General features: G+C 50.3%; 27 protein-coding genes. 15 read left to right on the top strand and 12 right to left on the bottom strand.

All coding sequences use genetic code 11. The features are described 5' to 3' along the window. Positions 1 to 66 precede the first annotated feature (66 nt). The 3 genes from J4728_RS21100 to J4728_RS21090 all read left to right on the top strand — a co-directional run bounded on the left by J4728_RS21100 (position 67) and on the right by J4728_RS21090 (position 4,821). Complete coding sequence (locus J4728_RS21100) at positions 67 to 2,226, top strand: DotA/TraY family protein (RefSeq protein WP_000691811.1); 2,160 nt, start codon at positions 67 to 69, stop codon at positions 2,224 to 2,226. Between the two features lie 87 nt (positions 2,227 to 2,313). Next, on the top strand, positions 2,314 to 2,961 hold the full coding sequence (gene excA / locus J4728_RS21095; protein ID WP_015056434.1) for a plasmid IncI1-type surface exclusion protein ExcA: 648 nt from the start codon (positions 2,314 to 2,316) through the stop codon (positions 2,959 to 2,961). A 273-nt stretch (positions 2,962 to 3,234) separates the two neighbouring features. Continuing rightward, positions 3,235 to 4,821, top strand: a complete 1,587-nt coding sequence (locus tag J4728_RS21090; RefSeq protein WP_000004564.1) for a TnsA endonuclease N-terminal domain-containing protein — start codon at positions 3,235 to 3,237, stop codon at positions 4,819 to 4,821. A gap of 137 nt (positions 4,822 to 4,958) precedes the next feature. On the opposite strand, the gene J4728_RS21085 is transcribed toward J4728_RS21090, so the two are convergent. Further along, positions 4,959 to 5,111 (bottom strand): Hok/Gef family protein, encoded by a 153-nt coding sequence (locus tag J4728_RS21085; RefSeq protein ID WP_001335079.1) that lies wholly within the window; start codon positions 5,109 to 5,111, stop codon positions 4,959 to 4,961. 329 nt (positions 5,112 to 5,440) lie between these two features. On the opposite strand from J4728_RS21085, the gene J4728_RS21080 reads away from it, so the two are divergent. The 3 genes from J4728_RS21080 to J4728_RS21070 all read left to right on the top strand — a co-directional run bounded on the left by J4728_RS21080 (position 5,441) and on the right by J4728_RS21070 (position 6,561). Next, the gene (locus J4728_RS21080) at positions 5,441 to 5,683 is read left to right on the top strand and encodes a hypothetical protein (protein ID WP_000650923.1); all 243 of its coding nucleotides are present in this window, start codon (positions 5,441 to 5,443) and stop codon (positions 5,681 to 5,683) included. Between the two features lie 290 nt (positions 5,684 to 5,973). After that, positions 5,974 to 6,342, top strand: coding sequence for a hypothetical protein (locus tag J4728_RS21075; protein ID WP_001345852.1), 369 nt, complete (start codon positions 5,974 to 5,976; stop codon positions 6,340 to 6,342). Positions 6,343 to 6,345: 3 nt separating this feature from the next. Beyond that, on the top strand, positions 6,346 to 6,561 hold the full coding sequence (locus J4728_RS21070) for a hypothetical protein (protein ID WP_000266543.1): 216 nt from the start codon (positions 6,346 to 6,348) through the stop codon (positions 6,559 to 6,561). A gap of 197 nt (positions 6,562 to 6,758) precedes the next feature. Here the strand turns inward: J4728_RS21070 and J4728_RS21065 are convergent, their stop codons facing one another. Continuing rightward, complete coding sequence (locus J4728_RS21065) at positions 6,759 to 7,382, bottom strand: helix-turn-helix domain-containing protein (protein WP_001155247.1); 624 nt, start codon at positions 7,380 to 7,382, stop codon at positions 6,759 to 6,761. A gap of 158 nt (positions 7,383 to 7,540) precedes the next feature. Here J4728_RS21065 and J4728_RS21060 point away from each other — a divergent pair, with 158 nt between their 5' ends. Together J4728_RS21060 and J4728_RS21055 are read left to right on the top strand one after the other, a co-directional pair. Then, a complete protein-coding gene (locus J4728_RS21060) occupies positions 7,541 to 8,008 on the top strand; it encodes a thermonuclease family protein (protein ID WP_000598962.1) in 468 nt (155 codons plus the stop codon). 149 nt (positions 8,009 to 8,157) lie between these two features. Then, on the top strand, positions 8,158 to 8,334 hold the full coding sequence (locus tag J4728_RS21055) for a hypothetical protein (protein WP_001054907.1): 177 nt from the start codon (positions 8,158 to 8,160) through the stop codon (positions 8,332 to 8,334). A 62-nt stretch (positions 8,335 to 8,396) separates the two neighbouring features. Here the strand turns inward: J4728_RS21055 and dqlB are convergent, their stop codons facing one another. After that, positions 8,397 to 8,492, bottom strand: a complete 96-nt coding sequence (gene dqlB, locus J4728_RS24125) for a DinQ-like type I toxin DqlB (RefSeq protein WP_001363141.1) — start codon at positions 8,490 to 8,492, stop codon at positions 8,397 to 8,399. Between the two features lie 796 nt (positions 8,493 to 9,288). Here dqlB and trbA point away from each other — a divergent pair. The 4 genes from trbA (at position 9,289) to J4728_RS21030 (ending at position 14,707) form a co-directional block, all read left to right on the top strand. Further along, positions 9,289 to 10,605, top strand: coding sequence for an IncI1-type conjugal transfer protein TrbA (gene trbA / locus J4728_RS21045; protein ID WP_001401585.1), 1,317 nt, complete (start codon positions 9,289 to 9,291; stop codon positions 10,603 to 10,605). Continuing rightward, complete coding sequence (locus J4728_RS21040; protein WP_000152387.1) at positions 10,602 to 11,726, top strand: DsbC family protein; 1,125 nt, start codon at positions 10,602 to 10,604, stop codon at positions 11,724 to 11,726. Before trbA ends, J4728_RS21040 begins: the two co-directional genes overlap by 4 nt. After that, positions 11,707 to 14,010 (top strand): F-type conjugative transfer protein TrbC, encoded by a 2,304-nt coding sequence (gene trbC, locus J4728_RS21035; protein WP_000077664.1) that lies wholly within the window; start codon positions 11,707 to 11,709, stop codon positions 14,008 to 14,010. The genes J4728_RS21040 and trbC overlap by 20 nt, the downstream gene beginning before the upstream one ends. A 466-nt stretch (positions 14,011 to 14,476) precedes the next feature. Further along, positions 14,477 to 14,707 (top strand): hypothetical protein, encoded by a 231-nt coding sequence (locus tag J4728_RS21030; RefSeq protein ID WP_071591569.1) that lies wholly within the window; start codon positions 14,477 to 14,479, stop codon positions 14,705 to 14,707. Between the two features lie 97 nt (positions 14,708 to 14,804). Here J4728_RS21030 and J4728_RS21025 read toward each other — a convergent pair whose 3' ends face one another. The 3 genes from J4728_RS21025 to mobA form a co-directional block, all read right to left on the bottom strand. Further along, a complete protein-coding gene (locus J4728_RS21025) occupies positions 14,805 to 15,236 on the bottom strand; it encodes a cell envelope integrity TolA C-terminal domain-containing protein (protein WP_001335086.1) in 432 nt (143 codons plus the stop codon). 67 nt (positions 15,237 to 15,303) lie between these two features. Beyond that, positions 15,304 to 18,015, bottom strand: a complete 2,712-nt coding sequence (locus J4728_RS21020; RefSeq protein ID WP_000991387.1) for a relaxase/mobilization nuclease domain-containing protein — start codon at positions 18,013 to 18,015, stop codon at positions 15,304 to 15,306. An 11-nt stretch (positions 18,016 to 18,026) separates the two neighbouring features. Beyond that, positions 18,027 to 18,359 (bottom strand): plasmid mobilization protein MobA, encoded by a 333-nt coding sequence (gene mobA, locus J4728_RS21015; protein WP_001291058.1) that lies wholly within the window; start codon positions 18,357 to 18,359, stop codon positions 18,027 to 18,029. A gap of 232 nt (positions 18,360 to 18,591) precedes the next feature. Here mobA and J4728_RS21010 point away from each other — a divergent pair, with 232 nt between their 5' ends. Continuing rightward, positions 18,592 to 18,927 (top strand): molybdopterin-guanine dinucleotide biosynthesis protein MobC, encoded by a 336-nt coding sequence (locus J4728_RS21010; RefSeq protein ID WP_000157083.1) that lies wholly within the window; start codon positions 18,592 to 18,594, stop codon positions 18,925 to 18,927. Positions 18,928 to 19,012: 85 nt separating this feature from the next. Here J4728_RS21010 and J4728_RS21005 read toward each other — a convergent pair whose 3' ends face one another. Then, complete coding sequence (locus J4728_RS21005) at positions 19,013 to 19,861, bottom strand: DUF4942 domain-containing protein (protein ID WP_001077044.1); 849 nt, start codon at positions 19,859 to 19,861, stop codon at positions 19,013 to 19,015. A gap of 347 nt (positions 19,862 to 20,208) precedes the next feature. On the opposite strand from J4728_RS21005, the gene J4728_RS24215 reads away from it, so the two are divergent. Both J4728_RS24215 and J4728_RS20995 read left to right on the top strand, forming a co-directional pair. Next, positions 20,209 to 20,406, top strand: a complete 198-nt coding sequence (locus J4728_RS24215; RefSeq protein ID WP_024189120.1) for a hypothetical protein — start codon at positions 20,209 to 20,211, stop codon at positions 20,404 to 20,406. 33 nt (positions 20,407 to 20,439) lie between these two features. Continuing rightward, positions 20,440 to 20,691 (top strand): helix-turn-helix transcriptional regulator, encoded by a 252-nt coding sequence (locus J4728_RS20995; RefSeq protein ID WP_000148280.1) that lies wholly within the window; start codon positions 20,440 to 20,442, stop codon positions 20,689 to 20,691. Positions 20,692 to 20,721: 30 nt separating this feature from the next. On the opposite strand, the gene J4728_RS20990 is transcribed toward J4728_RS20995, so the two are convergent. The 5 genes from J4728_RS20990 to J4728_RS20970 all read right to left on the bottom strand — a co-directional run bounded on the left by J4728_RS20990 (position 20,722) and on the right by J4728_RS20970 (position 23,237). Further along, the gene (locus J4728_RS20990; protein WP_021577253.1) at positions 20,722 to 20,967 is read right to left on the bottom strand and encodes a hypothetical protein; all 246 of its coding nucleotides are present in this window, start codon (positions 20,965 to 20,967) and stop codon (positions 20,722 to 20,724) included. Continuing rightward, positions 20,967 to 21,881: an Rpn family recombination-promoting nuclease/putative transposase gene (locus J4728_RS20985; protein ID WP_000038334.1), complete on the bottom strand. Its 915-nt coding sequence runs from the start codon at positions 21,879 to 21,881 to the stop codon at positions 20,967 to 20,969. Before J4728_RS20985 ends, J4728_RS20990 begins: the two co-directional genes overlap by 1 nt. Beyond that, on the bottom strand, positions 21,878 to 22,267 hold the full coding sequence (locus tag J4728_RS20980) for a hypothetical protein (protein WP_000833767.1): 390 nt from the start codon (positions 22,265 to 22,267) through the stop codon (positions 21,878 to 21,880). The genes J4728_RS20985 and J4728_RS20980 overlap by 4 nt, the downstream gene beginning before the upstream one ends. A 176-nt stretch (positions 22,268 to 22,443) precedes the next feature. Next, positions 22,444 to 22,710, bottom strand: coding sequence for a hypothetical protein (locus J4728_RS20975; RefSeq protein ID WP_001247860.1), 267 nt, complete (start codon positions 22,708 to 22,710; stop codon positions 22,444 to 22,446). A gap of 92 nt (positions 22,711 to 22,802) precedes the next feature. Next, a complete protein-coding gene (locus J4728_RS20970; protein WP_000218862.1) occupies positions 22,803 to 23,237 on the bottom strand; it encodes a hypothetical protein in 435 nt (144 codons plus the stop codon). Positions 23,238 to 23,576 lie beyond the last annotated feature (339 nt).

Raw genomic sequence — 23,576 nt, 5'->3', positions numbered from 1 at the left:
TCTGCAATTTCTTTTCCTCATTCCGGGGGCTGATGCCCGGGCATCCCCTTCGGTTCCGGAGTTACCGTGAAAATCATACCCAGAGCACTGAGTGCAGGTCTGGCGCTGGCTGCCGTACCTGCACAGGCTTTCGTCACCTATCAGGACATTGTGAGTGCCGCCACCAATCCGGATGACCTGTCGCGCCAGGCACTGGTCACCATTTTTGGTGATGTGGTCACAAATCCCCTGACAGCCAGCAGCAACACCATCATTGGCAACCTGTTCATGGTGTTTAACGCAATTATCGCCACGATGGGGATAGTCTGGTTTCTGTTTATTGGTATCCGTCATGCTGTCCGCACGGGACACCAGGGCAGTGTCTTTAACAACGGACGGGACGTCGTCGGCATACTCAGTGTCGTGAGTGGATTTTTGATGATTGTGCCCACCGCTTCCGGCTGGAGTCTGGCGCAACTGGTCATGCTGTGGGGCGCATCCATCATGGGCATCGGTTCCGCCAATATCATGGTTCAGACAGCGGCAGAAAACATTGCTGAAGGCTATTCAATGACCGTACAGCCAGTTCATGTCTCCACCCGCACGGCAGCACGGGGAATTCTGGAGATGGAACTGTGCAAACACGCCATGAATACGGGCCTCAATGACTTTAACCGTACCGCACGTTCATCCACGCCGCCCATGAGCGAATCCTCACGGACAGAGAATGGCAGATATACCGTCACCGTCTCAAATGGCAGCGCCACCTGCGGGAGTGTGAGTCTCTCCGTGAAAGGAAACGGCAGTAACAAGCAGTCCGCGCTGGCCCATTTTTTCAATCCCTTCATTGAAACGGAATATCAGGGGGTTCTGACGGCACAGCGCTCCGCCATGGATACCATGCTCCGTGACCTGGACAGCGCGGCGCAGGAATTTGTGTCGGCATACCGGACCCGGCGCGACACGGGTAACGGCAACCTGCCGGATATTGAAAGCCGTATTCAGAAGGCAGCCAACCGGTATGAAGAAACGGTGCAGAAGGCGTTGCCGGCAGATAACGCAGAAACTGAGCGCAGGGAGCAGCTGAAATCCTACCTGACCACCTACGGCTGGGTTGCCCTGGGTGCCTGGTACCAGACCTTTGCCACCGCCAACCAGCGACTGGAAGACCTGGCCAACCGCGCCCCTACCGTGAGTGGCGTCTCGTCACTGGGCGAAGCCGGGGATACGGAATTCCTGAAGGAAGTCAAGGGGGCTTACCAGGCACAGCTGCAGAATTCACCATATACTCCTGCACTGGGAACAAACACTTCATCAACTGAATACAGAACAGCGGAAGCCGCTGAACCTAAAAGCATAATAATGAAAGTATGGTCGGGTGAAAATTTTGCAGACAAAATTGCGACATCCTTATCTGGAACAGGAACATCCTCGGACCAACTAAATCCACTGATAAAAATGAAAAATATCGGTGATTACACTATGGGTATTACTGAAAGCATATGGGCGGGTTATACCACCGTCAGGGTACTTTCCACAGCCGGCAGCAACTCCGTTTTTGGTCGACTGGTCAATGCCGTCAGCGGATTATCTGACGCCGCAAAGGCTTTTCTGGAAGCATCCGCACCACCACTCTACTTCCTGCTGTTTTTGCTGTTCTGTGCCGGCTTTTCGTTATCCATTTACCTGCCGTTTATCCCGTTTATCTTCTGGATGACCGGCATCGGCAACTGGATAGTCAGCGTACTGATTGGATGTGCTGCTGGCCCCCTGTGGGCCGCCACCCATCTGGGAACAAGCCAGGACAGGGGAAGCCGGGCTGCTTACGGTTACATCTACCTGATAGACAGCATGATCAGACCGCTGCTGATGGTGTTCGGATTCTTTTTTGCATCGGTCGCCATCGTGGCCGGCGGCACCATTCTGAATGCGTTGTTTGGCGCGGCTCTGGTTAATGTGCAGGCGGACTCCCTTACGGGGTTATTCAGCATCGCTGGATTTTTGCTGATTTATGCCCGAGTCTGTACCACACTGGTTGCAGCCGTTTTTGCGCTTCAGGCTTATCTGCCTGACCATGTAATTAATTTTCTGGGCGGACGTGACGGCGTTAATATGCTGGGGAATATGGTTTCTTCAGTCAAAGATATTATTGCCGGAGGTAATACCAATATGCGCAGAACACCTGGCGTTCGTGAAGAAAAACTGAAAAATGTTAATGGAGATGATAAAGACGGAATAAAACAATAAATAAAAATATCGAAAAACCAATAAAACACTATTGCCATATTCACCTGAAGAGATTAAAATATATTCAGGTGAATATGGGGGTTTATTATGAGTACAACAAAAAGCAGATATCCTTCCTGGTGGCCATATTATTACCTTGTTCGCAATGCGTATTTCATATTTGGCATACCATGCTTATTATTTTATGCTTTTTTCGGAACACTAATTGTTCATGATTCAGCCTTATCTCAAACAATGGATTTTATTTTTGCATATGGATGCTGGGCATTAATAATTCTCCCATTACTCTGGCTATATCTGAGAACCAGAGCGAAAAAAAAGAAAGTCCAGCAGGTTGTTCAGCAGATAAAAGAAAGCTGTCACTTTGCTCCAACCAGCGATTATGAGCAACTGTCATTCTCGAAGAGTTGTTATTTCGGGATCGACATTAAAAACGGCACCATGCTGTATGTGCGCATTTATCCGAACAATGTGATGGATGTGATTGGTCTGGATATTCACAACTTTACCCGCACGGTTGCTGAAGACGGCAAGCTGGAAATCCACACTACATATGTGAGTCTGCCGATGATCCCACTGGAAATCTCCGGCATCTCATCAAGGACGCTGGCCAACACCATGCACACCATGGCTGCACGTGGATATGAGTACAAGGAACGTTTCCCACAGATGATCCGGTATCGGGTTAAAGAGTGGGAAAAAGTTGCCGGTGTTCCTGTTGCAGAAGTATTTTGAGGTAGCTATCAACTGTTAGACGATAATCCGTCAGCCGGTTTTCTCTGAACCGGCTTTTTCTTTTCAGGCAGAATGCCTGTCTGCCGTCTATCTCAGGACGCCGCATGGAGTCTCTATGTTTTCCCCACAAATTCTTAGCACTGTCTTGCCCACTGTAGACAAAATCAATACAATTCTGCATATCAGTTATCTATAAAAGATAACAATATCATTATAAATAATTATCATATCCACACACTCAAGGCAGTACCTAGAAAACATAAAGATAAAATCATGTCTGAATCCCGCAGCAATTTTCCAGCACGACATGGTACTCCATGGAATACTGAAGAGTTACAGCGTCTTCTCGTATCCATAGCGGAGGGCGTCTCGCTAAAAAAACTTACTCAAACACATCAACGATCGTCCGGGGGAATACGTGGAGCAATCAAACGCCTGCTTCCTTCTGAGTTTCTTGAGTTCAACGATATAAACACGGTGAATGACCTCAGCAATTACTTCAACAAGATTCCTCGCCAAGAACACAATAGTATCATCAATAATTTAATATCATTGAGCACTGCAAAAACAATTGCTCATGATAAAGTTGAAATACAAAAGAATAGTTTTAAACAAAATACCCCACTCCCCCTCTGCCAACCCAATACAGATTTTAAAGATTATATAGCCGATGAACATGATGTCATTATGCTAATTCATTCTGCTATCGAAAGTTTATCTAATAAACGACATCAATATATTCTTCTAATGCGACTCGGCACAGATGATTCACCTCATTCTCTGGCAGATATTGCCGTCAAATTAGGAATTTCCCGTGAAAGGGTAAGACAACTTCAGGAACGAGCCCTTGGCTTACTAGCTGCTAAATCTCGCTATGAAGGGACACCTGGAGCTTGCCTTAAAGCCCTTATTAACTCAATAGGTAATTCACCATATGATATAGCAGTATGGATTTATCGTATTGTTCATCGGGATTTCGTTACATCCTCTGAGTTAGCCGCCAAATTCATCATTTTTGCCGCAGGCATTCCTAAAGCAAGACGAGATGAAATAAAAAATTCGCTCTCATTAATATCACAATTACAAAAGCAGAAGTTACGTGAACGAAGAGCAGAATTAGCACACGCTCACGCTCAGGAAAGAGCCCGAATCAAGAAAGAAAGAGTTGAGTTCATATTCAGTAAATGGCTAGACAATACACATTGGCCAAAATATATCGCACCTCCTCCCCCCGTAGAACAGCTATGTTCACAGAGAGCGGTTAATGATACTGACATATCTGGATTCTTTTACTCTCAAAAATTAGGTCGTACAGTCCAGTACGAATCAGGGCTTGAGTTTAAAATAATGAATCTATTAGAATGTTGCGATCAGGTTCTTTTCTATCAAGAACAACCATTTTCTATTCCATATTGTTTTAAAAACAAATCAAAAAAATACTATCCAGATTTACTCATTGCGACAGTTGATGGTCGGTGCCTACTTATGGAAGTGAAGCCAACAGACCGAATGACCTTGAGTCTCACGAGAATAAAAAGTAATGCAGGTCGCAAATGGGCACATACTCGAGGATGGGGATGGTTGGTCATTAGTGATAGGTTCTCGTTACGTCAGCTGGAAGAACATGCCATCTCAACAAACACATGGAAACTTATAGAGGCTGAACTGAAAACATCAAGGATTTTAGCATGGCGTGAAATGATGGAGTTACGTACACGATACGAGATTCATCGTTTAGATCTTATTGCATATATCATTCAGTCTGGTGCTGAAGTGGATAACTTTTATCGAATTACCCCGAAAATATCTAATAATACATCTAACCAGAGACAACCAAATGAGAGCGACTGTCATAATTGATGACGCACAGGACGGAAAAAATAATAGCTGCCGGACAGCAGCAACCAGCAGTCGTCCGGTAAAAAAGACAAACAAGGCGCATTGAGGTCAGCCTTCGCAACAATCCGGCGGCAGATGTCCTGCCGCCGTGTTGCCCGTTAACGTTTAACTTCGTAGGCTAACGTTGCCACAAACACCGTATTTCCCTGCTCGATACGAAATCCGCAAAGCGAATCCCTCACCATCCAGACAAAACACAGTATCGTCACACAGACGACGATTAACATCATTAAAAACGTTCGTTGTGGCATCGCAGCCCCTCCATTGCCTTTCGGCCGTCATCGGGCTACTATAATGTTGTCTAGGCATTACAGTGGGCCCTGGGTTGATTGATAAAAAAATCGCCTGGGGCTTTCTGCTACATGCCGTCCACAAAACGCTTTCGGCATACAGCCTCAAGCGCCCGCCGCTATTCTAATCGTTTTCCTGTCCGCCACAATCCTTTTCATGCCACCACGTATTTTGTGTCAGGGACAGAAATAAAGCCGGAAAGTGACTACGTGTGCACACATCTGTTTTCCGGGCTGCAGGCATCGTGTTATTTTCTGAAATGCAAAATAATAAAAAACAAGGACACATCATGAAGGATGAAATACACAGTACCAGCATTAACCCGGATGTTGTTGAGCAGTTTCTGGCCCTTATGAATACACATTGTAAATCCTCAGAAGAGGCGCTCACCATGCTGAGTACGCTTTGTTACAACCTGATGATGACATGCGGTATCCATTCCATGGACAGCCAGATGCTCAATGGGCATGGGATATCCATGCAACTTCAGGGGATTGATATTGCCGAAAAGCCAGGCAAGAATATTCACTAACCTGAACAGGGCCTGAAAACGCTGTCTTTTCAGGCCTCTGCAGGCAAAAACTGATGACAACAAAATTTCTGCGTTTGTACCCCACCGATGAAAAAGACAAAAACTCACACCGGGCTTCTCATCATTAAAGATAAAACCCGACGTGTCAGCCTCTACGAAACGCCAACGGCATGGTGTATCAGGGGGCAGGAGTGCTACAGCAAAAGCACTGGACGCCGCTGTGGCAGCCACGACAGTCTGAGCAGACTGCGCCTGGACAGCATTAAGCCTGTTGAATGAGTGGTGGCACCATGAAAGATAACAACACAACCGCCACCCCAGAAACCTGGAAAATGCGTTTTCTGGCCAACGGGACATCCGGCACATGGTTTTACACTGACGACATTGCAGTCACTGACGCGTGGCTTCGCGCGCACCCGGATGATGTGGAGGTTATCCCTCTCTGCCGGATACAGCCCCGCCAGCATTCCCATGAACAACATATTGAAGAACTCCGCGCAGCCCTGGCCCGGATGCTCCATATGCATCATATGATGCTGGAAACCACACATTACCGGGAAAATATCACCGATGCCCGTTGTATCCGTGAAATGCATGAAGCGCCATTACAGGCGCTCAATATTCTGTCCAGATACCCGCATAAAAAGGACGAGGTGTGACGCATGTGGCTACTGATTTTCTGGCTTTCATCGCCCTTTAATGTCTCTTCCGGTGATGCCCGTCAGCCCACACTGGCGGTGCACAGCCAGGCCTTTCATACCGAACGGGCCTGCCGCGATGCATTGCGCGCCATTAAAAAGGAGAATGTTGGCGAATTTTCTCTGCGGGGCGTTTGTGTTTCTGACGGAAATACGAAGGAGGAGGCTGAGAGCTCATGACGGATATTACTGACAGACATACACTTCGCCGTATGTCCTGGTCGGAACTCATCACGGCAGGACAGGAAGCAGAATTTCAGCATGATTACGAGCGTGCCAGAATAGTGTGGTCATTCGCCTTACATGTTGCAACAACCACGATTAACAAAAATCTGGCCATAGCTCATATTCGACGCTGCGATACTTTGTTGCATAAATCAAAGGCTGTACCCGGAAACAACCCGTGTGGTTCCGGTCAGCGAGTCTGAGACCTCAACATCCCGGGTGATGATTGTCATTCCGGACTGACGCAGCCGCTGCACATCTGCGGCAATACGTTGAATACCAAGCCAGAACAGACCATCCAGCGCGGTGACAATTAACCCGCTTTCCAGCGCCAGTTTCAGCCGTGCTGTCGGGGCTTTAACCTGCCCGGCTATATCAGTGAAACAACGCGTCGTCATGCCATAGCTGTCCGCCCGCCGTATTCGCGTCGCAAGACTGTAACTGAAGCTATCCGGCACGCCGGATAAGTCATTCTGCAGACTGTATACACATCCCCGCTGCCGCTCATTGAATACGACTTTTTTCTGGCTGAGCTGCCATTCCCGCCGCACGCTGTCAATCATCTGCGGTGTCCGGGTTAACAGCAGACGAAACGGCAGTTCAAAACTGGTCACATAATCAACATTAAGTAAGGCAATCCGCAGCCGCTCCCTGGCTCCTGCTCCGGTATCATGGCATTCACGCATGACATCTTCCCACTGGCGCATCAGTCGCGGTGACTCATTCCTGGCCCTGAACTGATATTTCTCAATCTGATAATCAATATGTTCCTGCATACCGTCACCGGATATCTGTTGCCGTATCATCACGGATATCAGCGTACTGGAATTCATGCCCTGCGTGAAGTATCACACTGCCAAAAAAAAACACCTGAACGTTATTATTTCGCAATATTAATTGCACCTGTTTTCATAAATAAAAAGGAGACGATGAAATGATAAAATATATCTTTTCACTCACCATTATTTTTTCCGCTTCTCTCTGTGCCGCACAGATTCAGGGGCACGTCATCCGCGTTCTTGATGGTGATACGCTGGAAATATTACAGGACAAAAAGCCTGTCAGGGTCCGTCTGGCTAATATTGATGCACCGGAAAAGAAACAGCCCTTTGGACGCTGGTCAGCCACTCAGCTGAAGGACCTGGTGGCCGGAAAGCCCGTAACCGTGCAATACGCGCAGACAGACAGGTATGGCCGTATTCTCGGCCGGGTCTATACCGCTGACGGCACAGAAGCAAATCGCTGGCAGGTCCGTAACGGCGCTGCCTGGGTGTACCCGGACTACAATAATGACTATACTCTCCCGCCGCTCCAGCGTGATGCCCGCGCCCTGAAGCGGGGATTATGGGCAGATAAAAATCCGGTACCACCATGGACCTGGAGAAAACAGAATAAGAAATAATTATTTGCTGATATGAAGAAAAAAACCATTTCAAAGAAAATAAATGGCAAAAATACAGCATGGAAAAAATTGCCATTTTTACCGCCGCGTTATTTTTAATATTTGCTGTCTGCTGGTCGTAATAAGCAGAATAACAGAAAGGTGTAAAAATGAACCTGGTTGATGCATTTGTCACTAAAGTGATATCCGGACCGTATGAAGAATACGGAAAATGGTGGGTGGATGTAGAATATATTTCCTGGGGAGTTCCGGGTAAAAGCCGGCTCATGTTTGACTCACGGGAACAGGCACAGGAAGTGCAGGAAGGTTTTCGATTTTTAACCTGAGCATATTTTGTTAAAGGGCAGAAGGCGGTGACCCTCTGCCCTTAAGTACGTTTCCGGGATTATCAGTCAACCAGTTCCCGGATCAGTTCCAGGAGAGCTATCACTGCGTTAGCCACAGCAACAACCGCCCTGAGAACGATGATTAACAGGTTAATCATCCGCTTCTCCATCAATGGAGAAAGAACACCGTGGTTTGCCCTTACATTGCCTGTCGCCACGTTTTCTATAGTGTCAGTTATAGACAGTTCTTCTCCGGCCAGAGCACCAAAACCAGCACCACCTGATGTTTTGGCCAGGACTTGCAACCTGTTCATCCCGGTGAACGATATGCCGGAAAGAACGTGCCTCAAAGCTGACACACCGAGTATATACTTATACTGTGCTTGCAGAAATATTATTTCAGCCGTATTATTTCATAGTCAGTTATAGGCAGTTATCTTCCGGTCAGGGCTACCAACTTCGATCCGGAATCGCAAAAAAACCGGCCTCACCAGTCGGTTTTTTTGCGTCTGTACCTCCTCCCCGGACAGCAGTTCTCTCACTCCCGTTGAATATTTCCTGTTGAATTTTACGAAAATACGGCAAATGGATTGATGCGAAGGTAAGTCTCCAGACAAGGCTAACTTGCTGATTATACTTGTTTCAGGCGATATCGCTACTCCCGGAACAATAGACTGTAACGAACAGATTGCGATCAGGTGAATATAACGATATTCTGGTAACGTTAGTTGAAAAGAGACTTCCTCCGGGCCAGAGCCACCCACTCTCCCTGGGATCGCAAAAAAGCCGGCCTCACCAGTCGGCTTTTTTGTGCCTGTCTCTCACCACCTTCTGCTGTTCCTGTGAAAATGCCCTGCTGAATTCAGCCCTGCCCGGTCATTACCGGCGATTGTTCGCATTAATTCCACTCAGCCTCATCCCGAAATTTATCTATTTATCGATGGAGGAATCCTCGTGTCTTACCAACACTCCCCCACAACAGAAGACCCGATGAACATATGGTATATCGTTGGCACCATATGTCTGCTCTTTGCGCTTCTCATCTGGCTCTTTTTACCCGACATCGTCTTTGCCACCTGCCTGATCCTGCACACAATGTGGGGGATGACTGACTGGGGGCCTTTTCACCATTTTGCCGCCCCCCGTTATAACCTGCTGGCCAACACCGCCAACAACGCTGCAACGATCACTTTCAGCCAGTGGCTGGATGTCATGTCACAGACCGTGGGGATCCTCTGGCTGATTCTGCTTCCCATGACGATCGGCTTTCTGTGGATGTGGTTTCAGCATCCGGCCCAGCCCCGCTTCACCCGCAGACCACTGAATATCCACACGCTGCCACATCTGTTTTCATCACTGTCACCGGCGATCGCCCCCGTTCTGGCTGACGGAGACAGCAACAGACTCTTCCACGGACAAAAACGTCCCGAGCGCCGTGTCGCTCTAACCCCCGAAGCCTTTGTGGAGCAGAACAACCTTATCCGCAACATGCAGCTCGATGTTGCGGCCACGCGCCAGTGCTTTATGGCGCAACTGGGCCAGCCTCTGACCACCTGGAAAGACATGGCTCCACATGAAAAAGCACTCTTTGCCGTCTTTGGCCTGCAGTTCTTCCTTGGGGACCGGAAATCGGCTGTTTCCCTGATGAATAACCTCAACCTCTCCTGCAGACTCAAAAGCAAGCGGGACCAGGGGCGTTTCAGCACGCCAGTGTATTCACTGGCCAGAAACGCCTTTATCCGGGTCATAAAAACAGAAGACGCACAACAGTGGCTCAGGCAGCACCGTTACGTTCGCAGCGGTCTTGTCTGGCTTTACGCACATGATTTGCGCCTGACGCCCCCCAACTGGCTGTGGCTCAAGGGCGTTGACCGGACGCTCTTCTATGCCCTTCACCGGGCAAACACCACAAAAGGCTTCATCGAAGGGGCCGGCGTGGTGGCCGTTGCCCGGGCAGAAAATGAAGCCAGCCGTCTCGGCCTCCCCTGCCCGGAACCCTGTGTGGAAGAGGCCATTGAAGGGCTTCGACGGGACATGCTGGGGCTGGGCCTGATATGGGACGAACCTCAGCCAGATCGCGATCGTAAACGTCAGATCAGGACCCGCTGGTCACTCACGGATGACGTGATACCCCGCCGCCATGATAACGACGAAGACACTGACACTGGTGAAACCACCGAAACCACCGAAACCACCGAAACCACCGAAACCACCGAAACCACCGAAACCACCGAAAAACAGCATCCCGCCGACAAGGAAAAAGAACAATGACCATCCACTACACTGCAACACTGAATAATAAACACCTGTCCCTGACCGCCCTGTACCCTGACGGTAATCGGGAGGTGATTGCCATCCTGCCAGTCACAGAACTGGGCGCACTGATTAACCGTAATAACAGGCTGATGCACCTGTCCTTCAGTTCCCCTTTTCGCGAAATAACCGAAACGGTGCTTGTTGATACCGTTGATGCAGAACGTCCCGGACATCACACCGGCAGAATGCTCTCAGCGATTGATGCCTGCCTGGATGCCGAATATGCCGGAAAAGGAAAACATCCCTCCCGGAAAAATGGCTTCTGGCGGACACTGATGTGTGGCTTTATCGCCGGAATTGCTCTGCCGGCGACAGTTGCAGGTTACCACTGGATGAAGGCAGAGCCCCCTTCCACGCTGGCTTACCCTACATCTCAGGAATGGAGAGCTGAACCAGTAACCGACACAGAGACACCACGCCCACATACGGAACATCATGTTAACAGCATCCCGGCCCGCCCGGCTCCCACACAGCAGGAACCTTCTTCTGCCCCCGCTCCGACGGCAGTGACGGAAGAACAACACGTTCAGGCCGCTGAGGCCCGCCGTAATCTGGCCACAGTACTTAAACGCAACGCAGACCGGGGGATGTTCACCATTAACCTGTCCACTGGTCATGAACGCACGCTGTACGCCTTCCTTGACCCCGCATGCATCAACTGCCGTCTGCTGGAACCCGCGCTTAAGCAACTGGCCCGGGAATTCAGCGTGGTGATTTATCCGGTCTCCGTGATTGGCGGGGAGTCCAGTACAAAGCGGACTGCTCCGCTGCTGTGTGAACCGGACTCACAAAAACGGGCGACCGGATGGCATCAGCTGTATTCCGCTGACAGTGGTATGGCCCCCACCGGCGATGCACCGGCCGCACAGGATGGACAGTGTCTGACCGCCGCACGTGCTGCCATCGATGTCAATAACCAGGCTTTCCGCCAGTTCGGTTTTGGCGGAACCCCCTGGGTGTTATCAGATACCGGCTGGCACCTGCCGTCCGGTATCCTGAAAGACGCCACTTCCGTTCGCCTCTTCCTGAAAGCAACAGATAGCGAGGAGTATCACAATGAGCCAGCACCACGTTAATCCTGACCTCATACACCGCACGGCCTGGGGAAACCCGTTGTGGAATGCACTGCATAACCTGAACATCACTGGTCTGTGTCTGGCCGGCAGTATCATTACGGCGCTGATATGGCCACTGGCCCTTCCTGTCTGCCTGCTGTTCACCCTGGTCACCTCCGTGATATTCATGCTGCAACGCTGGCGATGCCCCCTGCGTATGCCCATGACACTCAGCCTTGATGACCCCTCCCAGGACAGAAAGGTCAGGAGAAGCCTCTTCAGCTTCTGGCCCACCCTGTTTCAGTATGAAGCGGATGAAACATTCCCCGCCCGGGGGATTTTTTATGTCGGTTACCGCCGTATCAACGATATCGGTCGTGAGCTCTGGCTGAGCATGGATGACCTCACCCGGCATGTCATGTTTTTTGCCACCACCGGTGGCGGTAAAACAGAAACCACCTTTGCCTGGCTGCTCAACCCGCTCTGCTGGGGAAGAGGCTTTACCTTTGTTGACGGAAAGGCACAGAACGATACCACGAGGACAATCTGGTATCTCTCCCGACGTTTTGGCAGGGAGGATGATATCGAAGTCATCAACTTCATGAACGGCGGAAAATCCCGCAGTGAAATCATTCAGAGCGGCGAAAAATCCCGCCCACAGTCAAACACCTGGAACCCGTTCGCATTCAGCACCGAAGCCTTCACCGCCGAAACCATGCAGTCCATGCTGCCCCAGAACGTTCAGGGCGGTGAATGGCAGTCACGGGCGATAGCCATGAACAAGGCCCTGGTCTTTGGCACAAAATTCTGGTGCGTCCGGGAAGGTAAAACCATGTCCCTGCAGATGTTACGGGAACATATGACGCTGGAAGGGATGGCAAAACTCTATTGCCGTGGCCTTGATGACCAGTGGCCGGAAGAAGCTATCGCACCACTGCGAAACTACCTGCAGGATGTCCCGGGATTCGATATGTCACTGGTGAGAACGCCGTCAGCCTGGACTGAGGAGCCCCGTAAACAGCATGCTTATCTCTCCGGTCAGTTCTCGGAAACGTTCACAACCTTTGCCGAAACCTTCGGGGACGTCTTTGCGGCAGATGCCGGCGACATCGATATTCGCGACAGTATTCACAGCGACCGCATTCTGATTGTGATGATCCCTGCACTGGACACATCGGCTCATACCACGTCGGCACTCGGTCGTATGTTCGTCACCCAGCAGAGCATGCTCCTCGCCCGTGACCTGGGCTACCGGCTGGAAGGCACAGATGCACAGACCCTGGAAGTCAAAAAATACAAAGGCAGCTTCCCCTATATCTGTATCCTTGACGAAGTCGGTGCCTACTACACAGACCGCATTGCTGTGGAGGCCACCCAGGTACGTTCACTGGAGTTTTCCCTGATAATGACGGCGCAGGATCAGGAGCGAATTGAAGGGCAGACCTCCGCCACCAACACCGCCACACTGATGCAGAACGCCGGCACCAAATTCGCCGGACGCATTGTCAGTGACGACAAAACGGCAAGAACGGTGAAAAATGCCGCCGGTGAAGAGGCACGGGCCAGAATGGGCAGCCTGCAGCGCCACGATGGTGTGATGGGTGAGTCCTGGGTGGACGGTAACCAGATCACCATCCAGATGGAAAGCAAAATCGACGTGCAGGATTTGATCAGACTGAATGCCGGTGAGTTCTTTACCGTTTTCCAGGGGGATGTGGTGCCGTCAGCCTCTGTGTATATTCCGGACAGCGAGAAAAGTTGCGACAGTGATCCGGTGGTCATCAACCGCTATATTTCCGTTGAAGCCCCCCGGCTGGAGCGTCTCCGCCGTCTCGTCCCCAGGACAGTGCAGCGCAGGCTCCCCACACCGGAGCATGTCAGCAGCATCATCGGTGTACTGACAGCAAAACCATCCCGTAAACGTCGTAAAAACCGTACAGAGCCTTACCGTATCATTGATACATTCCAGCGCCGGTTGGCAACAGCGCAGACATCACTGGATCTGCTTCCGCAATATGATACAGATATCGAATCCCGGGCAAACGAACTGTGGAAAAAGGCTGTGCACACTATCAATAACACAACCAGGGAAGAACGCCGGGTATGTTATATCACACTGAATCGTCCGGAAGAGGAACACTCTGGTCCTGAAGATATACCTTCAGTGAAGGCGATTCTGAATACTCTGCTCCCCCTGGAGATGCTGTTACCTGTACCGGATCTAACTGCATCCCCGCCCCATAAAAAAAATGTCGCTCAGACACCATCAGGTGGAAAACAAGAGAGTCGTAAAAAAAGATTCTGATAACACCTGTATGGCTGATTTTAATAACAACCTTTACGCGATTATTAATCTCCTCCGCTCACCATAGTAAGCGGAGGATTCAGGATTTCAATCCATCACCAGAGGTACAATAAATGTGTATTAGTAGCCCGGAAGAAAACTCATGGTCTGTTATTTATCGTAAAAATTCCGGAGAAGATATCAATATCACTTCCCTGACGTTTAAAAATAGTCTTCTGGCAGCCCGGACACTGATGGTGCCCGAAAACTATATGATATGCATACTCAGAAACGGGGAGAGGGTCAGACGATGGGACAGAGAAATACTTGCAGGCTCAAACAGATGGTACAAGTGTTCTCCCGATAATTTCGAAATACTGGGTAAGCTCCCCATAATAAATAAAGTCACAACACTGATAAAATCATAATCTACGGATTTTAATCAGTTAAGCTAAATCAGGATGAACGCTTTGATTATGAATTATACATGAAAACAAATATGGGCAGCACAAAAAATGGTGCCAGGGTTCCCCACGTTCGTAATAGATTCACTTCTATGGATATTGGTATGAATTCCCAGATCCTGCCAGACATGCTGATTAATTTTGCCCTTATTAACATCACAGACAGAAAGAACGAGGGTACCAATACCATTGATGGTAACTGGCAGGCCGATGAAGGACGCCGTTACCGGGATAATGTAAGAATCTATTTTTGAGTATGTCAACATAACCTGAGGCAAAGTACCTCAGGTTCCAGTGTAGTAATCAGCCAACCTGACAGTCTTCTGTTAGCCCTACAGATATGTCGTGGAGCTAACCGCGCATGTCAAAGCCGGATTTTTGAAAATCTCTATAAACTTCCGGATTGTTGAAGGCCGGAAATTTAGCTTTATGGGCTGCTGACTTTATCGCTTCGCAATAGGCTTTATCGCCATTACTGGTTGATATTTTTAACGCCGTGCCATCCCGGGAGAATTCCATATGCAACCTGCATTTTTTCCTTTTCCATTTTTGCGGATCATCAAGTTTAGCATTAATTGCATCCCTGATTCCCCGTGCCTGCTCCCCCCATTCATCCTGATCATCCCAACGTCCTGAACTGCAACTACCCAGGGCTGTAGTTTTATGGCAATTTGAAGGATGTAATGGCGCACATCCCGCCACAAAGCTGACTAAAATAGCCAGCATAACGATTTTCTTTACCCCCATATATTGCTCCTCAATCCATATAGATCTCAGTACCATAGCTCTGTCAGAGCAAAGAAAATCTTAACTAATACAAGTTAAGATTTTTAATATCCACTCCTCATCCCTACATTCCAGGTGATGGTGGCGTCCACTCATTATCCTGAACTGGAGCATAAGATGCGCCATGCCCCCCGGATATGCTTTTCTGTTGCCTGATATATTCGTGGTAGTACTGTTCACTACGCTGACGATGTAAATCCACATCCGGGCGGCTGATTACAAAGTGTCCATTTCCGGTTATTCCAGCTGCATTATGCCAGGCCACCATTTCCGCAAATACATCATTAAACTGTTGATATGAGCCTTCCGGTTCAAAACCCATTCCTGGCTCACGATCAAACAATACAGGAGCAATCAGATTCAGCTTATCCACCAGTTCATTTCTGTCCTGATGATGGTAGAACACCACACGGTCCCCATAATCCACACAGACTAACTCGCCATTCCTCCGATCACGAAAACGCACACTGCCATCTTTCTGCAGACGGGCTTCGAGAACGCCAGTGTCTTCATAAAGTGGAGTTCCTCCCGGTTCACAGAGAATCACGCAGCGGTCGGCATTCGTTGTTCGTCGCTTGTCTTTGCGACGATCACGATAATCCCAGCCACGTAACTGTGATAATGCAGCTCTGTCTCCCTGTACCGCCTGTTGCTCCACCCACTGCCGGTAGGACAAAGGATACCACTTACCCTCCGCAATCAGTGACAACCGCTCTTCCTTCACACTCTCCTTCAGCCTGATCAGCGCCTGCATACGCTGCACTTCCGCAATATGGTAATGCAGCTTACGCAATTGTGGATCCCGGAACTGCACACGGATATACGCCTTGCGCCGACGGCAGGCAGCATGAATTTCCCGTAACCGTTCTCCGTAACGTAAGTCGGGTTTACGCCAGTGCTCCTTCCATGCAAGATAACGCGCGCGCAAATCTTCCCGCGCAGCTGCACGGGCTTCACGGCGTTCACGACGCAGTACAGGATCGCGCCGGAAGCCGGGTTCCACTTCATCGCTGGCAGCAAGTTCCGGATTGTAGCGACATTCAGGCTTCACCCGTTCAAATATATCTGCACCTGCAATCTCAAATGGCCCTGCCTGCAGCTCAGCCCTGGATAACGTCAAATCCGGGTGGATACTGCTGGCCTTCACTGGTGTGAGCTCATGATTAAACGCATCCACAATCACAAGACCATGATGCTGTTTCTGCAACATAAGCCCTTTACGCGCAAACATCTCATGGCACGCCTGCCAGCTGAAATTCCCGCCCGCGATCATATCTTCAATCAACGACTCACACTGAACAGTCGTGTACCCCCACAGACTTTCCTTATCAGAAAACAGTTCGCGCTTTATTGCTCCCTGTGGACCTGTCCCCATCCGCATACGATACCATTCGTAATCACTGACAGCCTGAGTACCAAGATTACGTCCCCGGAATCGTTCTCCGGGTATAACCTGAGTAAAAATATCCTTCGGTACAGGCTGCCATCCACCATCCAGATCCTGCATATAATCCAGCGTCATTAACGGCCACACACTGTCTGCACGTACTGGTGTCTGTTGTTTATCAAATCCATCATGCAGTACCAGATGCCCGTGCTGGATCCCCATCCATAATCCAGCCTTTGCCAGAGTTCTGTGCACATCCAGGCAACTTTCCAGCTCACCATTTCTCGCCATTTCCGGTAAGCGTTCGGCAAAATAACGGCAGGCGTACTGTTTCAGACTCTCCGTTTCTGCCACTTTTTCCGGCCGGATATCAACGTTTATGGCTTCCGGATCATAACGACCGGGTGTCCCCACCTGACTGAAAATATCTGTCGGTACAGGCTGATATTCCCCCAGTTTCCGCCCCAGTTTTTCAGCTGTCCATGACGGTCCGAACGAACTGAGTGCAACACCTTCCCGCGCTCTGTCCCAGCCATCCTTCACCACCAGTTCCCCTTCCTGCATCGTGATATACAGACCATCACTGGCCAGCCGTTTATGCAAAGATAACCAGTCCTGTGCTGGCTCTTCACGCAGCCCGGCAATCGACATCTGCGCAATATATTCCCTGAACGTCTGCTTTTTCCCGCGTCGCCAGGCATTACGGCGCTCACGTACCAGCGCTGTTTTGCGCACAATACGGTTGCCGGGTGCATGCACAAAGCAGCCATTATCAGGCGCGAATCCGTGCTTAAGTTCAAGTTCACGACATGCACGGCTGAGTTTTTCCTGGCTCCAGGAAAGCCAGTTAATATAACCAGTTTCAGGATGTACACGATTCACGGCAACATGCACATGCAGATTATCCGTGTCCGTATGAACGGCAGCCACGTACTGATGTTTTGAGAGTTCAAGAGATTTCAGTGTGTGACGCACACAGTCAAAAAGCTGCTCAGGACGCGGGCTTTCATGCGCAGGCCAGGAAAGAATGTAGTGGAAAACGGGGTCTGTATCATTACGGGAAAAAACAGCTTTGTCCGCCTTGTACTGCATCTCTTCAGCAGCTGTTTCCAGTGAATTGCAGTTATGGAAACAGGTTACGCCATAGAAATTTACCCACTGACTGCCGTCTTTCATCACATCAATCAGGGAGACAAATTTTTCGTTACGCAGGCGTGTTGCATAATCAACAAGCCGTCTGAAACGGTTGCGGTGAGGGACATCACTCTTGATTTCGCTGTCTTCTGTGAGCTCATTTTCCTGCACATCATCCCGCACAGACGTGTACGCAATCAGGTCTTCAAAGGAAGACCTGCCGTCACGTCTTTTGTGCGGAATAATGGCATTCATCAGCAGTTATCTCAGCGTCCCATTAAGTCTCTTCGCAGAGCATTGACATATTCAGTAATGGCAACAAGAACCTCTGCATACTCCTTATCACCAGTGCGTTTTCCCTCCACAAACAGATGCTTCTGAAGGCGGCCAAGACGCATAATCTCATCAATCATACGGTCGTCAGTACGGCAGTTAACCACCTTATCCAGTGAAGAGCTTCGTATAAATGTTGAAACCGTCTGTCCACTTGACTCCGCTTTTTCTCTTACGATTTCAGCCTCATCCTCCGTGAATCTCGCCGTGAATTTTACAATTCTCTTCCTGTTCTCACTGCCCGTTCGGGTTTTCTTCTCACTCATGGTCTGCTCCTTACCGGGGTGTCGGGGCAAAGCCCTGACCAGGTGGGGAATGTCTGAGTGCGCGTGCGCGGTCCGACATTCCCACATCCTGTCCCGTTTTTCAGGCCATTATAGCCTGTTATTTTTGTGCATCATAGTCTTATGCAGACGGCAGAGGCAGGGCGCAGCCCTGCCAGGAGTCAGTTTTTGATGATAAAATCAGACTTCAACATGAAACGGAGAGACAGTGCCAATGGCTTCTAAAAAATTTTACTCAGATGATGACATCCAGCTGGCAAAAGCTGCCTTATCGGAATTGCCGGACCTCACCGCTCAACGGAAAACATTGCGTGATTTTCTTGATGCCATTCGTGATGACATCATTATCCTGGTAAGGACAAAGGGTTATACACTGACAGATGTTCGTGACACGCTCAAAAATGCAGGGTATGAAGTAGGAGAGAAAGCACTTCGTGACATTATTCGGGAAGCAGAATCGAAAAAACCATCCCGCCGTTCTTCCTCTAAAACAGCACCTAAAAAGACAGATTCAGGCAGGAAAGATGGCATCGATATGAACAACAATTGATGTGACAATGTCACATTGTGTTCTGAGATTATGATGATTACAGAAAAAAAAGCCCCGGCATAAATACCTGGGCTTTTCTGTTTAATCAGACTCGTGGCGGCAATGCACCAGGATAATGCCGTGCAATAATATCATTCAGTTTTTCAACAAGGTCAGGACGCTTAAAGACAATGTGTACGGTCCCTTTCTGGTAGCCACGCACCGTAAAATATTCCCCTTCTAACAGCTTACCGACATTGTCACCGTTCCCGAGAAATTCACCATACTGCGCCCCGATGCTGCTCCGGAAGTCAGGAACGTTGCGCCCCTCCAGCAGATAAAAAGGACGTACAAGGTCATCCAGTGCCTCCCGTCCGCTGCAGTCCAGCGTCACACGCCCGTTACTCCAGCGGTACAGCAGGTTTTCAATAATGATTTTCTTGCCCAGACGGCAGGGATTATTGGTTCTGTAATCCCATGACAATTTCCGGTAGACATCAATCAGTCCCTGTTCAAATGTCTGCATCTTGCTGGCATTCAGATGGCGAAAAGTTGCCAGTACATTGTCCAGGGTGATTTCAGGACAGGTGTCGCTCATCAGCTGGCTGTTCCACTCATCACGCTGGCATGAACTCATGAAGGTGTACATCCCCGTATCCGCCATCAGGCGGTCCCAGATTTTACGGTCGGCAAGACGGGTGATATTCCTTTTCGCTTCTTCCGGTTTATCCATGCATCGAACGGAGTCAGTCACACAGTCTTCAAACCCGTAGAGAAAAATGTCACCGGAAGCATCGAGCAGAATCCTGCGCGCTGTCGCCAGGCATTCCATCGCCTGCATGAACAGTGCAATACCTTCGTTACGCTGCGCGATGATGCGGTCGATAGCTACAGACGGAATAACATCTGTCGTGCCGGCAGTATTCAGGTCAGCAGTGGGTAAAGTCTGATTCATCACATTGTCTCCTCATCGTCACGACTGCCGGGTCAGCCAGGTCATTTCCCGGAGGAGCGAAGCTCCTTCTGCCGTCCGGGTCTTCGGGGATTTCCCCGCAGTGGACCTTTCCGACGGGGGATGCTCACCACGTCACGGGGCAGTTGTCCGGGGGCAGACGCAAAAGTTTTTGACGCCTGCGGCAAAAAGTTTTGTGGCTGGTACATCTCTCCCCTGGATAACTGAAACGGGATGTGGTCGTGTATGTTCCCCGGAAAGTCCGTCTGCGGAGAACAGGCCGCAGTGCGGCGGCAGACAGGCAGAGATAGCAGCGCCATCAGGCGCAGTGGCCTTACACACCGTCAGGTGTGCAGGGAGCGCCGCATCCGGCGCGACCGGAGAAAACCGACGGCACAACAACGGCATGCGGTGGTCACTGGTACACCACTCCCGCACAGGTGAAAACAGAGAAAACAGCACGACATCAACAATCAAAAAAAGTGAAATTTCTTCACTTTTTCACACTTATTTTTCGCGCTGATTTGGTGATTATGGTGATAAAATAAAGTGAAGTTTTTTCACTTTTTCAAAGGTATTTTATGACCGGCTGGGAACTGCGAATCTGGCGAAAAAGCATGCTCTGGTCACGCGAAAAAGCGGCCAGAGAATTTGGCGTGACACAGAGAACATGGCACGCCTGGGAAAATGCGGAGCAGGTGGATGTCACCGTCTGGAGGACCACCCAGGCACTTTCAGTCCGTGACCTGCTGCCTCACATGCAGGGGATGCACAAGGCAGATATCATCAGGCGACTGGAAAATGAACTGGGGGAAACGGCAGAGGATGTGTGAGCGTAATTCACAGCCTGGCTGAATGCCAGGCTACTGCTCATCAGGAAACAGTTTTTTCAGTTCTTCACCGGAAAGTCCCGTGACCTCCTGAATCCGTTCCGGCGGCCAGCCTATATCCCGAAGCCGGCAGGCTATTTCCCGCGCCACTTCAAGAGCCCCTTGTTTAAAACCCTCGTCGAAACCTTTCTGTATAAGACGTTCTGCAATCGTCATGCTGTTTGCTCTGCTCCTGCTGACCACAAAGCCCGGCATTTTGCCGGGCTTTGTGGTTCTCATCAGTGAGTGATTTTCTTCAGTTCGTCATCGGAAAGTCCGGTAGCCTGCTTAATCTGCTCCGGCGTCATCCCCATTTTCTGAAGCTGGCACGCAATAGCCAGGGCTTTTTCAAGCGCTCCTTCCATGCGTCCTTCCATCCTGCCTTCCTGGCGACCTTTTTGCTCAAGACGTTCAGCGATAGTCATCAGTTTATCCTCATGCTGCGGCAGACGCTCAGCCAGCGCCCGCATAAATTCCGGTGATACAGAGTCCCCTGCGTTAACGATGTAATGAATCAGAACACGCACCTGCTCATCTGAAATTTCCACCATGACCTGCGGGAGTTTGTCCAGCAGCTCCATCATGTCACGATGGCGGATATGCTTCATCAGCAGCGTCAGTGCGGCCATCCGGCGATGGTTCATGATTTCATTGTCATCAACGACAGTGATATCAACCAGCGGAAACGGCTTTGTGTATATTTTAGCCGCAAGTGCCGGATTCTCAAAACAGTCCAGCCAGTTCATGCTGTACGGGTACGGGCTGCGCTCACCATGATAGAACAGTACAGGAATCACCAGTGGCAACGTTTTGTGCTGCTCCAGATGTCTCTGCATCGCCGCCACACTGTAACGTAACATGCGGAAAGGCATGTACAGATTTTCGGTGCTCTGGTGCTCGATGAGCGTATAAACATAGCCATCTTCACCCCCGGTGGTTTTCACGCTCCAGAGGATATCGCTGGCGTACTGATGCAGGTCCGGCTCAACAAAGGTGGCGGGTTCCAGCTTCAGCGTGGACAGGTCGCACAACTGCCGGTACTCCGCCGGAAGATGCAGTTCCAGAAAATCTCTGGCGACGTCGGGATTCGCCAGGAACGACCGGAACGCAGCATCATGCGGCGTGGGCGTCGTGGTGTTTTTCTTCTTACTCACGGTTCCTCCATCAAATCAGCAGCATCGCAGCAATCATCGCCCAAATCCCCACAACCGAGAGGACAGCAATTGCGTTCAAAGCCATGACAACAATAGCCGCGTTCTGAGTCACGGCGTATTTCTTCAGCAATCTCTTCTGCGGAAAGGTAATCAAACTCCTCACGGGCCAGTTCCAGGACCAGTAGATGTTGTTCTGTCGGCAATGTGGCCACAAAATTATCAATAGCAGCACTCAAACGTCGCTGATATAGCTCATAAACAAGACCACAACGGGGCATTAGTTCTTCGGATAATAGTTCCAGTTTTGAGCGAATTCTGTCAGCGTTGAAAGTGACTTCATCAAAAGACATATGAAAAGCTTTGTCAGTATCAAAACAAGACTTCATTGTTATCTCCAGCCCTCCCGGGCCCTGAATGAAAGAGAATCTGTTTCCCTTTTCTGTTTTTTGTGGAGACACCATGCAACACAGACGTCGTGATGTTTTTCATCTTGCTCACGGTTCCTCCTGGTAAAGTACCTGAACACATCCTGCCACCTGCACAGGCAGACGGCAGGGGTTAATCAGTGACAGACCCGTTCAATTTCAAGCGCGCGGAGCAGGTGGCCCCATTCGCTGACTTTCATAGCGGGGATACGTACCCGCTTCTGCTCACTGCAGCGTCTGGCGATATGACCGCCCATCGCCAGGACGTCCGGGTTAATCTCATCCGGTGCCAGTTCCTGGCGTCTGAAGCGGGTATGGCGGTGCAGGGGTTTGTTCTCCCGCAGGCACTCTTCACGCAGACGCTTTACATACTCGGCGGTTGCGAAGATAATTGATGGTCTCATGGCATAATCTCCATAGATAGTGATTGAGATGCCGGGCTTCCTGGCGGGGAAGCGCCGGCGGAGAGAGGCAGGGTTTATCGCCCTGCTTTTTTTCATTCCGGACAGCGACGCAGTGCCAGCGCGAGCGCTTTCATCTTCCAGCCTTCCGGCGTGCGGTACATCACCTTCCAGTAGCCGTCGATGAACACATAATGGAAGCGCACCTCTTCAGTGCTTTCAGTGGCAATAGCCTCCCTGAAAGAACGGTACTCACGCGCCTCACTGTCCATCCGGAAACCACTGTCACGTCCGTAATAAGCCGTCACACCGTCCACCGGGTTCTGAAGCGTATGCCCGGCGGGTTTGTCGCAACGGGGACCAAGGCAACGGATATCACCGTGTTCAACCAGGGCTTCGGCCTGCTGACCGGTGGCATAGTGGGTATGCAGGATGCGACCGTTCCAGGTCGGCTCACCGTGCAGGTGGCAGTAAACGGTACGGAACACCCCGTCGCGGCAAAAAACGGAAATCGTGCTGCTGACTGTCATGAAAACGTCTCCTTCTGCTGAATCAGGTCGCCGGGCCGACCGGTTGCTCCCCCGGAGGGGCGAAAGCCCCTTCTGCCGTCCACTTCTTCGGGGTTTCTCCCCGCAGTGGACCTTTCCGATGGGGCAGCGACAGCCACGGCACGGGGCAGTTGTCCGGGGGCAGACGCAAAAGTTTTTGACGCTTGCGGCAAAAAGTTTTGTGGCTGGTACATCTCTCCCCTGGACGGCTGAAACGTGTTGTGGCCGCTTCAGCCCCCGGAAAGTCCACAGCGGGGAAACAGGCCGCAGGGGGGGCGGCGGAAGGGCAGACAACTGCGCCATCAGGCGCAGTTTCCTTAC

Origin of the sequence: Salmonella sp. 32070601201500089SM (assembly GCF_017573605.1) — a bacterium.
In the GTDB taxonomy this organism is placed as follows: Bacteria; Pseudomonadota; Gammaproteobacteria; order Enterobacterales; family Enterobacteriaceae; genus Salmonella; species Salmonella enterica.
This window is presented reverse-complemented; position numbering and strand designations above follow the sequence as displayed.